The organism is Blastococcus mobilis (genome assembly GCF_900188025.1).
Classification (GTDB): domain Bacteria; phylum Actinomycetota; class Actinomycetes; order Mycobacteriales; family Geodermatophilaceae; genus Blastococcus_B; species Blastococcus_B mobilis.
In genome coordinates this window covers 1-12,020 of record NZ_FZNO01000015.1, presented here as the reverse complement: position 1 = coordinate 12,020, position 12,020 = coordinate 1, and the positions used below count along the sequence as shown (strand labels likewise).

At 72.9% G+C, this 12,020-nt stretch carries 10 protein-coding genes; 5 read left to right on the top strand and 5 right to left on the bottom strand.

The genetic code is table 11. From position 1 onward, the window contains the following. Positions 1 to 18 precede the first annotated feature (18 nt). Positions 19 to 774 (bottom strand): hypothetical protein, encoded by a 756-nt coding sequence (locus CHB94_RS14010; protein WP_089337188.1) that lies wholly within the window; start codon positions 772 to 774, stop codon positions 19 to 21. 62 nt (positions 775 to 836) lie between these two features. Between CHB94_RS14010 and rpsD the strand changes: the two genes are divergently transcribed. The 3 genes from rpsD (at position 837) to CHB94_RS13995 (ending at position 3,905) form a co-directional block, all read left to right on the top strand. Further along, positions 837 to 1,439, top strand: coding sequence for a 30S ribosomal protein S4 (gene rpsD, locus CHB94_RS14005; protein WP_089337187.1), 603 nt, complete (start codon positions 837 to 839; stop codon positions 1,437 to 1,439). A gap of 61 nt (positions 1,440 to 1,500) precedes the next feature. Continuing rightward, entirely contained in the window at positions 1,501 to 2,052 is a 552-nt protein-coding gene (locus CHB94_RS14000; protein WP_089337186.1) for an RNA 2'-phosphotransferase, read from the top strand. 161 nt (positions 2,053 to 2,213) lie between these two features. Then, positions 2,214 to 3,905: a SpoIIE family protein phosphatase gene (locus tag CHB94_RS13995; RefSeq protein WP_089337185.1), complete on the top strand. Its 1,692-nt coding sequence runs from the start codon at positions 2,214 to 2,216 to the stop codon at positions 3,903 to 3,905. A 16-nt stretch (positions 3,906 to 3,921) separates the two neighbouring features. Here CHB94_RS13995 and CHB94_RS13990 read toward each other — a convergent pair whose 3' ends face one another. From CHB94_RS13990 to CHB94_RS13975, 4 genes are all read right to left on the bottom strand, one after another. Continuing rightward, complete coding sequence (locus CHB94_RS13990; RefSeq protein WP_254920639.1) at positions 3,922 to 5,169, bottom strand: Cache 3/Cache 2 fusion domain-containing protein; 1,248 nt, start codon at positions 5,167 to 5,169, stop codon at positions 3,922 to 3,924. A 229-nt stretch (positions 5,170 to 5,398) separates the two neighbouring features. Next, complete coding sequence (gene bar / locus CHB94_RS13985; protein WP_089337184.1) at positions 5,399 to 6,502, bottom strand: barbiturase; 1,104 nt, start codon at positions 6,500 to 6,502, stop codon at positions 5,399 to 5,401. A gap of 54 nt (positions 6,503 to 6,556) precedes the next feature. Continuing rightward, positions 6,557 to 7,507, bottom strand: a complete 951-nt coding sequence (locus CHB94_RS13980; protein WP_089337183.1) for a carbamate kinase — start codon at positions 7,505 to 7,507, stop codon at positions 6,557 to 6,559. Between the two features lie 55 nt (positions 7,508 to 7,562). Then, positions 7,563 to 8,381, bottom strand: a complete 819-nt coding sequence (locus CHB94_RS13975) for a PHP domain-containing protein (RefSeq protein ID WP_089337280.1) — start codon at positions 8,379 to 8,381, stop codon at positions 7,563 to 7,565. A 91-nt stretch (positions 8,382 to 8,472) separates the two neighbouring features. Between CHB94_RS13975 and CHB94_RS13970 the strand changes: the two genes are divergently transcribed. Then, positions 8,473 to 10,698, top strand: coding sequence for a RecQ family ATP-dependent DNA helicase (locus CHB94_RS13970; RefSeq protein ID WP_089337182.1), 2,226 nt, complete (start codon positions 8,473 to 8,475; stop codon positions 10,696 to 10,698). Positions 10,699 to 10,928: 230 nt separating this feature from the next. Beyond that, positions 10,929 to 11,534 carry an alpha-ketoglutarate-dependent dioxygenase AlkB gene (locus CHB94_RS13965; protein ID WP_089337181.1) on the top strand — a complete coding sequence of 202 codons (606 nt, stop codon included), beginning with the start codon at positions 10,929 to 10,931 and terminating at the stop codon, positions 11,532 to 11,534. Positions 11,535 to 12,020 lie beyond the last annotated feature (486 nt).

The following is a 12,020-nucleotide window of genomic DNA, read 5'->3' as shown; positions in this document are numbered from 1 at the left end:
CCGGCTCGGTAGGCCCCATCAGGCGGGGCCGCAGGTGAGCAGGTGGCCGACGGCCGCGGCGAAGCCGGCCGGGCTCTCCAACGGCGAGGCGAACGGCACCCGCAGGTCGTAGCAGCCCTGCCGGCTCTGCACCCGGAAGCGGACGCCGAACCGGTCCAGGCCCAGCAGCCGGACGTCGTCCTGGCGGCCGGCCCACCGCTGCACCCGACGACAGAGCCGGCCGAGCGCGTCGCACTCGGCGGTCATGAGCTCGGTCTCCGCGGCGCTGATCGCGTCCGGACGGGCGGCGAGGTAGTCCTCGGGCTCGATGTCCGTGGTTCCGCCGGCGTCCTCGAGCACCACCTCGGCGAGGTCCAGTCGCACCAGCGTGGCGGTGAGGCCCACGTCGAACAGGCTCTCGCAGGGGTAGGCGTCGGCGAAGTCGAGCACGAGCCGTGGGACGTCGTCCGCCGGGACCGGCGCGATCCAGCCCGACAGCTGCAGGAGCCCGCGCACCGGATGGGGCAGGGGGAAGGGCGTCCGGTCGGTGACGATCAACCGTGCGGGGACGTCGCCGAGGGGCGAGTTGCGGAGGGCGTCCATCACCGCCCCGTCGATGGGGACGACGACGAGGACGTCGCCGTCGGCCGTCGTGGCCGCTCCCCAGAGCTGGCAGATGCCCGAACCCGCCAGGCAGAGCGAGGACGTCGGTCGCGCGGCGACCGTGCGGGCTCGCTCGGCCGCCGGTGGCTGCCGTCGGGTGGTCTCGGACGAGTGGGTCGGACCGGCCGTCATGGACCACCTCTGGGGACTAGGGATGCGTTGTAAGGTGAGCCTAACCAAACTCCGGAGGTTCCGTGAACACGCCCCGTCCCAAGGTCCGCCTCAGCCGCGCGCTGGGCATCCCGCTCACCCCCAAGTGCGTCCAGTACTTCGAGCGCCGTCCCTATCCGCCAGGGGAGCACGGGCGCAAGCGCCGCAAGGACAGTGACTACTCCACCCGGCTCAAGGAGAAGCAGCGGCTGCGCGCGCAGTACGACATCAGCGAGACGCAGCTGCGGGCGGCGTTCGACCGGGCCAAGCGCTCGGGCGGCAAGACCGGCGAGGCGCTGATCCAGGACCTCGAGTCGCGGCTGGACGCCACCGTCCTGCGCGCCGGGTTCGCGCGGACGATCTACCAGGCCCGCCAGTTCGTCACCCACCAGCACGTGCTGGTCAACGGCAAGCGGGTCGACCGCCCGTCGTACCGGTTGACGCCCGGCGACTTCATCGAGGTCGCCGAGAAGTCGAAGAAGAAGGAGCCCTTCCTCGTCGCCGCCTCCGGCGCGCACGCCGACGCTCCCGCCTACCTCGCGGTGCGCCTGGCCGACCTGGTCGCCCGCGTCGAGCGGACGCCGGGCCGCGACGAGGTGCCGGTCGTCTGCGAGGAGCAGCTGGTCGTGGAGTACTACTCCCGCTGACCTCGGCCTCTCCCCCGGGTGCCGCTCGCGGTCACCTCGTCCACCCGGTCATGCTGAGGGCGTGGACCACGTCCGGATCAGCAAACGGCTGTCCTTCGTCCTCCGGCACCGGCCCGACAGCGCCGGCCTCACCCTGGACGACGCCGGCTGGGTGGACGTCGACGAGCTGCTCACGGCGCTGGGGGCGCACGGGCTGCGGCTGACCCGCGCCGAGCTGGAGGCGGTCGTCGCCGGCAACGACAAGCAGCGGTTCGCCTTCGACGAGACCGGCACCCGCATCCGCGCCAGCCAGGGCCACAGCGTCGCCGTCGACCTCGGGTACGAACCAGCGACGCCTCCGGCGGAGCTGTTCCACGGCACGGTCGACCGATTCCTCGCGTCGATCCTCGCCGAGGGGCTACGGCCCGGCCGCCGGCACGCGGTACATCTCAGCCCCGACGTCGCGATCGCACGCACCGTGGGAGGACGGCGGGGTCGGGCGGTCGTCCTCCGGGTGGACGCCGCCCGCCTCGCTGCCGACGGCACCCGGTTCACGCGGTCCGCGAACGGGGTGTGGCTCGTCGACGCCGTTCCGCCGGGGTACCTGGCGATCACTGAGTGCAATCGGATCTGAGCTGGTCGTAGGGGTGCTGCACCGCCGACGCGCCCGGGTGGGATCATGGAGCCCGACACGTCTGATCGGCGCCGCCGGGCGACCAAGCTGCGTGCGTTGACGGGGGGTGCGCACTGGACGGGCGGCTGGCGGAGCTCATCGCCGGGAACCCCCGGACCGAGATGCAGCGCCTCGTCCTCGAGCACGACTGGTCGTCCACCCCGCTCGGCGCTCAGGAGAGCTGGTCGCCGACGCTGCGCACCGTCGTCAGCACAGTTCTGAACTCGCGGTTCGGGATGCTGCTCATGTGCGGCCCCGAACTCGTCATGATCTACAACGACGCCTACGGGCCCGCGCTCGGGAACCGGCATCCCATGGCGCTGGGCGAGCGCGTGGCGGACGTGTGGTCCGACGTCTGGGCCGACATCAAGGGGATGATCGACGAGGTCTTCGCCGGTGGGGTGACCTACTTCGAGGACCTCCCGCTGACGATGACGCGGTACGGCTTCGAGGAGGAGTGCTACTTCACCTTCTCCTACAGCCCCGTCGTCGAGCCCGGCGGCCGGGTGGCAGGCCTGCTGACCACTGTCGTCGAGACCACTAAGCGGGTGCTGGCGGCCCGTCGCCTCGCCGTCCTCCAGCAGCTGGGCAGCCTGCCGCGCTCGGTGCACGGCAGCGCCTCCGAGGCGGCCGCCGCAGCCCTCCGAGTGCTCGCCGACGCGCGCACGGATTGCCCGTTCGGCTCGGTCTACCTGACCGACTCGGGGCAGAGCCGGTCAGTGGCCACGCACGGCATCGCGAGCGGGGACGGGCTGCTCGACGACGTCGTCCACGACCACGTGCGGACGGCGATCGCCACGGGGGAGGCTCAGTTCGTGACGGGGCTCTCCGAGCTCCTACCCGGGGTCGCCACTGCGGGGGCCAGCCCGGCGGGCGAGTCCGACGTGCACACCGCCGTCGTGCTGCCGCTGGCCATCGCCGGCCACACCGCGCCGGTCGGTGCCCTGGTGCTGGGCACCAGCCCGCACCTTCGGCTGGACGCCGACTACCGCACCTTCCTGTCCCTGGCCGCAGGGCAGGTGGCCGCCGCCGTGGCCGACGCGCGGGCCGTCGAGACGGAGCGGCGCCGCGCCGACGAGCGGGCCGCGCTCGACCAGGCGCGGACGCAGTTCCTCACCGAGGTGGCCGTCACCCTGCAGCGCGCCGTGCTCGGACCGACCGCGCTGCCCCAGGGCTTCGCGGTCCACTACGAACCGGCGACGGGCACGTTGGAGGTCGGCGGCGACTGGTACGACGTCGTCGTCCTGCCCGACGGCTCGTACGGGGTGGTCGTCGGCGACGTCGTCGGGACGGGGCTGTCCGCGGCCGCCGTGATGGGGCAGCTCCGCAGCGCCGGTCGGGCGCTGCTGCTGGAAAGCCGGTCCCCGGCCCACGTGCTCACCGCGCTGGACCGATTCGCCGCGCTGATTCCCGGGGCCTCGGTCAGCACCGTCTTCTGCGCCGTCATCGACCCCGCGACGAAGACCCTCCGGTACAGCAGTGCCGGCCACGTCCCGGCGATCGTGGTCGATGGGGACGGCCGGTCCCGCCTTCTCGAGGAGGCGGGCTCACTGCCCCTCGCCGTCGTCCAGGAGCTGGACCGGCCCGAGGCCGACGTCGTCCTGACACCGGGGGCGACCCTGCTGCTCTACACCGACGGCCTCGTCGAGCGGCGCCACGAGGCGATCGACGTGGGGATGGCGCGGGCCGTGGGCGCGCTCACCGCGGGTCGGCACCTCGCGCCCGCCCGGCTGGCCGAAGAGCTCACCCGGGAGCTCCTCGGTGATGCTCCGGACGACGACGTCGCCTTCCTGCTGTACCGCTGCGACGGCTGAGGTCCCCGACCGACCGTCAGCCGGGCATCGAGTCCAGCGGGATCCCCACGTAGAGCATCCCGATCAGCTCGCCGGTGGCGGAGGTGAGCCCGGAGTAGGCAGTGAAGTACGGCCGCTCGGCGACCGTGGCCGCGCCCGTGTAGGTCTGCCCCGCGTGGACCGCGGCGAGCACCGGGTTCGCGGTGCCGTCGGCGTCGGTCCGGGCGATGTAGGTGCCCACGTTGCGCCGGCCTGCAGGGGTGACGACGGTCGTGGCGGCGCGCACCATGCTGCCTTCGTCGTCCAGGCGCTGGAACAGCGTGCAGCTCCCGCCCACCTGGGTCACCACGTCGTCGACGAGCGGGGAGCGCCGGCTCGGGTGCTCGTTGCGCTCCAGCGGGACGCCCCCGAGCAGGAGGTCGGGCAGGTCCGCGGGATGGGTCCGATTGGTGGCCTGGTCGCGCACGGTCAGCGTCCGCCGACCCGTCCCGAGCTCCACCCCGCCCGCCTCGTCCAGCAGCTGCTGGGCCACTCCCAGGGCCCGGCGCACGTAGGCGATCCGCTGGCTCTCTGCCAGCTGCGCGACGGCGTCGGTGATGCGCGCCGAACCGCTGGCCGCGCGGTCGACGTTGTCGACGACGCGGTCGGTGGCCACCCGCTGCTGCTCGACCGCGGCGGCGATCGAGTCCTGGGCCTCGGCGATCGAGGCGAGGGTGCCGCCGATGCGCGCGATGACGTCGACGGCGTGCCCGGTCTCCTGCTGGACGGCGGCCACCTGCGCACCGATGTCCTCGGCGGCCTGGGCGGTGCGGCCGGCGAGCTGCTTGACCTCCTGGGCGACGACGGCGAACCCGCGGCCCACCTCACCGGCGCGCGCGGCCTCGACGAAGGCGTTGAGGGCCAGGATCCGGCTCTGCTGGCTGATCGCGGTGATCAGCTGGACGAGATCGGTGATCGACTGGCTCGCCGCCTGCAGCGCCGCGATCCGCGCGTCCACGGCCTGGGCGTCGCGGACGGCTTCCTCGGCCACGGCCGACGCGCGGGTGGTGCTCGCGGAGATCTCGCCGATGGCGGCCCGCAGTTCGGACAGGGACGCGGCGGCCTCGCGGGAGGTGTCGGACACCTCGCGGCTGGCCTGCGAGAGCACCCCGGCCTGCTGGGCGGCGGCCTCCAGGCTGACGTCCCGCTCCACGCGTCGCGGTCGGGGTGCGGTCCGAGGCGGCGCGACGGCGGCTGCCGCGGTGGCAGGCGCCGGGACGACGCCTCGCGGAACTGACCTGCGCACGACTCGACTCCTCTGGGCATGTCCGGGAACTGCCGGGGACGCCCGAGTGGTCGAGCTGCCGGCCGCGGCTTCTGGACCAACGTAGGGGTCGTTCCGCAACCTGCCGTGAGGCGCGCCGCCGCGCGCTGGCCTGCGGATCTGCGGCGCGCCTGTTCCTGCGACGACGGGGAAGCAGGGGTCCGGAACGTCGTCCGGACCTCCTGCTTCCCCGAAGTGGAGCTCGCGCGCCTTACGCCTCGACGATCGCGGCGACGGGGCCGCCGCCCGACGGGCCCTGGTGCACCGCGGCCACGGACACGAAGACGGCCGGGTCGCCGGTCACCGACGCCGTCACGCCACCGACGGTCGCCTTGATCTGGCGGTGCCAGGAGACGTCGGAGTCGTCGAGCATGGCGTTGCGCCGTCCGCGGACCTTGCCGTCCGGGGAGGCCTCGCACTTGAGGAAGACGTTGACCAGGCGGTCGCCCAGGTCGGTGTGGTGCGGGCGCTCGGGCAGCTCGAGGCCGGCGTCGCGGATCGCGTTCCAGATGCCGTCCTGGTCGAGGGCGTCCTTCATCACCGAGTGGCCGACGCGGTAGTTACCGCCGTGCCCGCGCGCGTTGCCGACGACGACGATCTGCGCCCGGTCCAACTCGACGCCCGAGGAGCACGAGGCAACCGAGGAGTACAGCGACAGGTCGCGCATGATCTGCTCCTGCGCCGGCATCTCGATCTCGCCCAGCGCGACCGCGATGCCCAGCGCCGTCGTGCCGTTCGAGATGTCCATGGAGCCGTGCGGCTCCTCCAGGATGGTCGTCTGGCCGCGCTCGCGGGCGTCGCGGATCGTGTCGATCGTCAGCAGCGGCGTCTTGGTCTGCACGTAGTGGACGTCCGCCGGGTCGGTGATGCCGGCGGCCGCCATGGCGCGCTTCACGCCCTCGGCCACCTTCTCCACCATGGCGACGCGGCCGATGTCCTCGGGCAGCAGGACGTCGCTCATCGCGTAGCCCACGGTCAGGCGAGGCTCGTCGGTCTTCTCGACGGTGTCCTCGGGCAGGGTCGCGAAGACGGTGGCGTGCGGGCTGATCACGCCGTCGGTACCGCCGGACCAGACGATCGGGATCTCGGCGACCTCCTCCTTCGACCGGCTGCCCTTCTCGAGCAGGACCTCGCGGAACGCGCGGTCGGCGATGATCCGGGTGTAGTCGTTGATCCCGCCGTTGCCCTCGGTCTTGCCGATGACGGCGACGACCCGGTCGGCCTCCATGACTCCCTCGTCGATGAGCTTGGCCAGCTCGGAGGCGTCACTGACGTTGTGCAGCGGGACCTTGCGGACCTCGATCGGTGCGGGCACTGGCTCTCCTTGTTCGGGGTGGTGGGGTGGGTGGCTGCGCGGTGGCGGGACGGATCAGGCGGTCACTACGGTGCCGGCGTCGTCACCACTGACGGCGTCGGCGATGTGCTCGAGAGAGGTGATGACGGCGCGCGAGCCGCCACCTTCGACGAAGCGGAGGGCGGCCTCGACCTTGGGGCCCATGCTGCCGCGCGCGAACTGCCCGGCGGCCGCGTGCTCACGCAGCTCGGCCACGGTCACCCGGCCGAGGGGGCGCTGGGACGGCGTCCCGAAGTCGATCATCACATTCGGGACGTCGGTCGCGATGACGAGGGTGTCGGCGTCGAGCTCCTTGGCCAGGATCGCGGCGGTGAGGTCCTTGTCGATGACGGCCTCGACGCCACGCAGCCCTTTGCCGTCCCGGCCGTCGTCGGTGACCGGGATGCCACCGCCCCCGGCGCAGACGACGACGAAGCCGGCCGCCGCGAGGGCGTGGATGGCGGGGGAGTCGACGACGGACCTCGGCTCGGGGCTGGCGACCACCCGTCGCCAGCCGCGCTCGCCGCGGTCCTCCCAGATCTGGCCGAGGGAGACGAACCGTTCCGCCTCCTCGCGCGGGAGGAAGCGGCCGACGGGCTTGGACGGCTCGCGGAAGCCCGGGTCGTCGACGTCGACGAGCGTGCGGGTGACCAGGCCGGCGGTTCGCTGGGCGAGGCCCCGGGCCGCCAGCGCCGCATCCAGCTCGTCGGCGACGGTGAAGGCGATGGTCGCCTGGGTCTGCGCGACGTTCCAGTCCAGCGGCACCGGCGGCACGACGTGCGCGGCCATCTCGTTCTTCACCAGCAGGTTGCCCACCTGCGGGCCGTTGCCGTGGGTCAGGACCACCTCGACCCCGGCCGCGACGACGTCGGCGATGTGCCCGGCGGCCTCGCGGATGGCGTCCCGCTGCGCACTGGGCGTCGCGGAGCCGTCGGGCCCGGTCATGGCGTTGCCACCCAGGGCGATCACCACACGGCGGGAAGTCACCTGGTGAACCCTAGCGGCAGATCCCTTAGCGGTGAAGTACCTGCTCGTGGAGTCTTCAGCGGCGCCAGAAGTCGAACCGGTCGCGCCCGGGCCGGAACCCGGCCGCCTCCACGACGTCGACGGCGACGTCGAAGTGCTGACCGACGGCGGTGGGCTGGTGGGCGTCGCTGCCGAAGCTGACCGCCTCGCCGCCCTCCTCGTGGAACCAGCGCACCTGGTCCACCGACGCCAGTGGGCTGCTGGTGTTCACCTCGAGTGCGCGGCCCGTGCCGGCCAGCGCCCGGAAGACCGCCCGGTACTCCTCCTCGTACGTCTTCTCCACGTACCGGTGGGTGCCGCCCGGCCAGTACCGGCGCGGGAAGTCGACGTGCGCGAGCACCTGGAAGACGTCACTGGTCTCGATCATGGTGACCACCTCGGCGAGGTAGCGGCGCATGGTCCCGGCCGGGTCGGCGTAGAGCAGGCGACCGACGCCGACCAGCCGGCCGTCGAGACTCAGTGAGTGCAGGGAGCCGAGGACGCGGTCGACCGGGGTCCGGCGCAGATGCGCGGTCACGCTGGCGGCGAAGAGGTGGGGCTCACCGGTCTCGACGCCGGACAGGATCCGCAGGTCCGGGAAACGGTCGCGGCACTCCTCCAGCTCGGCGGCGTACCCCTCGACGTCGATCGGCAGCTGGTGGGCCGGGTGTCGGTCGACCAGGCCCTGCGACGTCGCCGCGTCGTCCTCGTGCCAGACGGTGAAGTCCAGGTGTTCGGTGAAGGCGATCGACGGCAGACCGAGCCGCACCGCCCGTTCGCAGGCTTGGCGCATCGTCGAGGAGTCGGGTGTGTCCCAGGACCACCTGGTGTGCACGTGATTGTCCGGTGGTCTCATCGCTGTCGGATTCTCCCCGTCGTCCACAGGTTCCGCGCTGTGACCTTCCTCCGGGCCACTTTCGTCGGGGGTGCTGCCTACTGTCGTCGGCATGAGCACCGCTGCGCCGCCGTCCGAGATCACCGAGGAGGCACTGGCCGTCCTGCGCGAACTGACCGGGCGTCCGGACGCGGTCTTCCGCGAGGGGCAGGACGCGGCCGTCTCGGCCCTGGTGGAGCGTGCTCAGCGGGCCCTCGTCGTCCAGCGCACCGGCTGGGGCAAGTCGGCCGTCTACTTCGTCTCCACGGCGCTCCTCCGGCGCCGCGGCCAGGGCCCGACCCTGCTGGTGAGCCCGCTGCTCGCGCTGATGCGCGACCAGGTCGCCGCTGCCTCCCGCGCCGGGATCCGGGCGGTGGAGATCTCCAGCGCCAACATGACCGAGTGGGACGACATCGCTGCCCGCCTGGCCGCTGACGACGTCGACGTCCTCCTGGTGTCGCCCGAGCGCCTGACCAACCCGCGGTTCCGCGAGGAGCAACTGCCGGGGCTGGTCGCCCGGTGCGGCCTGGTCGTCGTCGACGAGGCGCACTGCGTCTCCGACTGGGGGCACGACTTCCGCCCCGACTACCGCCGCATCCGCGACCTGCTGGGTACGCTCCCGGCCGGGACGCCGGTGCTGGCGACCACCGCGACGGCCAACGAGCGGGTGGTCGCCGATGTGGCGGAGCAGCTCGGCGCCGGCGGGGTGGAGGTGACCACCGTCCGCGGTCCGCTCTCCCGCGACTCCCTGCGGCTGGGCGTCCTCCGGCTGCCGTCGGACCGCGCTCGCCTGGCCTGGCTCGCGGCGCACATCGGCGATCTGCCGGGCAGCGGCATCGTCTACACGCTCACCGTCGCCGCCGCCGAGGAGACGGCGAACCTGCTGCGCGATGCCGGCCACGAGGTGCGCGCCTACACCGGGCGCCTCGACGACGCCGACCGCAAGGACGCCGAGGAGGCGCTGCGGAACAACGAGGTGAAGGCGCTGGTAGCCACCTCGGCGCTGGGCATGGGCTTCGACAAGCCCGACCTCGGCTTCGTCGTCCACCTCGGAGCACCGTCGTCGCCGGTCAGCTACTACCAGCAGGTCGGTCGCGCCGGCCGTGCCGTCGAGCATGCCGACGTGCTGCTCCTGCCCGGTCCCGAGGACCTCGCCATCTGGCAGTGGTTCGCGACGTCGTCCATGCCGCGTGAGGACCACGCGGCCGCGGTGCTCACCGCGATGGCCGACGGCAAGGCCTGGTCGGTCGCGCGACTGGAGACCGTGGCCGACGTCCGGCGGTCCCGCCTGGAGCTGCTGCTCAAGGTCCTCGCCGTCGACGGCGCGGTGGAGCGGGTGCAGGGCGGCTGGCGGTCCACCGGGCAGCCGTGGGTCTACGACGCCGACCGGTATGCCCGCGTGACGCGCACGCGGGAGGCCGAGCAGCGGTCGATGATCGCCTACGCCCGTCCGGTCGACGAGGCCTCGTGTCGCATGGCGTTCCTGCAGGAGGCCCTCGACGATCCGACCGCGGCGCCCTGCGGACGCTGCGACGTCTGCGCTGGGCCCTGGTACTCCAGCGACGTGCCCGAGGCCGCCGCCGAGGCGGCCTCGGCGGCGCTCGACCGCCCGGGGGTCGAGCTCGCGCCGAGGGCGCAGTGGCCCACGGGCGCAGACCGGCTCGGTGTGGACGTGAAGGGCAAGATCTCGCCCGCCGATCGGATCGAGCCAGGCCGGGCCGTCGCCCGGCTCACCGACCTTGGCTGGGGACAGCGCCTCCGCACACTCCTCGGGGACGACGGCGTGGGCGGGACGGTGACCCTGGACCTCGAGGCCCCGGGCATCGAGGAGGACCCGGACGCGGCCTTCGACGTGCCGGTGAAGCGGTCGGTCTCCGACGTGCCTCCCGACGACGAGCTGTTGAGGGCGTGCGCCCGGGTGCTGGCTGCCTGGGACTGGAAGCAGCGTCCCGGCGCCGTCGTCGCCATGCCGTCCCGCCGCCGGCCGCAGTTGGTGTCCGGCCTGGCGCAAGGGCTCGCCCGTGTCGGACGACTGCCCTACCTGGGGGAGATGTCCCTCCAGCACGGCGGACCGACCGGTCAGCCAGGAGGTAACAGCGCCTTCCGGCTTGCCGCGGTATGGGATCGCATCGTCGTGGGTCCACAGCTGCGGGACCGCCTGGCGGAGGCCGGCTCGGCGCCGGTGCTGCTCGTGGACGACCTCGCCGACTCGCGGTGGACCATGACGGTGGCCGGCCGGGAGCTCCGGCGGGCGGGAGCCGCCGCCGTGCTGCCCTTCGCCCTGGCACTGACCGCCTGAAGAAGGGACCCCGTCCCTCTCATCCGCCGGACGTCCGGGACGGGGCCGGGTCTGTCCACAGCTTTTCGCACATATGTGCGAAACCGGAGTAGCGTGCCCGCATGGAGAAGGACGCCCGGAAGGACCCCGTGCCTCTCAGCGCTCGCACGCTCGAGGCGAGTCTCCGGACGGGGCCACGCGCCGCTCGCACGCCCGCGGTGAGCCTCCGGACGGGGCCGAGCCAACCTTCGATGTGGGACCTGGCCGACGACGCCACGCTCGGCACGCTGGCCGGCCGGGTGGTCCGGCACGAGCTGAGCCACGGCGCCTGGGTGGACCACCTGCCGGGCTGGGTCTCCGGTTCCGATGCCGTTCTCGACGTTCTCCTCGGTGACATCGGCTGGCGGGAGGACCGCCGTCAGATGTACGAGCGCGAGGTCGCCGTGCCGCGACTGCTCCGTTGGTACGGGGGCAGCGAGACGTTGCCCCATCCCCTGCTGACCGACGCCCGCGAGGCACTCAACCGCTACTACGGCCCGGAGCTCGGCGAGCGCTTCGTCAGTGCCGGTATGTGTCTGTACCGGGACGGCCGGGACAGCGTCGCCTGGCACGGCGACCGGATCGGCCGCGGCCGGTCCGCGGACACGATGGTCGCGATCGTCTCCTTCGGCTCGCCGCGGCCGCTCCTCCTCCGCCCGGCCGGCGGCGGGCAGAGTCTCCGGTTCCCCTTGGGTCACGGCGACCTGGTGGTCATGGGCGGGTCCTGCCAGCGCACGTGGGAGCACTCCATCCCCAAGACCGTCAAGCCCGTCGGGCCGCGGGTCAGCGTGCAGTTCCGCCCCGCCGGCGTCGCCTGAGCTCGGTTCCCGTGGTGGCCCGGCGATGCGGGCCCCGCGGTGGCCCGGCGATGCGGGCCCCGCGGTGGCGCGGAAGCTCCGCGACGACTCCGCGTTGTCCTCTCGGCCTGGCCGAGCGGGGCCACATCGGTCCCGTGGGTGGCCGGCGACGCGGCTCGTGGCCAGGCCGGGAAGGGGCCGGCCGGCACCGGCGTCGTGCCCCCTCGAGCGACCGAGAGGGACCGGCTCGGGACCCCCCTGCAGAGGGCCCCAAACGTCGTGTACTGTTCTCCATGCGCCGCGCGGACCGGGAGGTTCGCCGGACCAGGGGCCCGGGATCGGGTGGACTGGAGACCGGCGTAGTGTTGGACATCCAGCCAGGGACGAGGCCCGTCAGGGTCGGGTTTCTGTGCGTCCGCTCTTTGAGAACTCAACAGCGTGCCGAAAGTCAGTGCCAAGTATTACCCCGTGCCGGGGCCTTCGGGTTCTGGTTTGGGATTCCTTTGG

Coding starts and splice junctions, on each gene's coding strand:
- CHB94_RS14010 (WP_089337188.1), bottom strand. CDS start 774: ATGACGGCCGGTCCGACCCACTCGTCCGAGACCACCCGACGGCAGCCA.
- CHB94_RS13995 (WP_089337185.1), top strand. CDS start 2,214: ATGCAGCGCCTCGTCCTCGAGCACGACTGGTCGTCCACCCCGCTCGGC.
- CHB94_RS13975 (WP_089337280.1), bottom strand. CDS start 8,381: ATGAGACCACCGGACAATCACGTGCACACCAGGTGGTCCTGGGACACA.
- CHB94_RS13970 (WP_089337182.1), top strand. CDS start 8,473: ATGAGCACCGCTGCGCCGCCGTCCGAGATCACCGAGGAGGCACTGGCC.
- CHB94_RS13965 (WP_089337181.1), top strand. CDS start 10,929: ATGTGGGACCTGGCCGACGACGCCACGCTCGGCACGCTGGCCGGCCGG.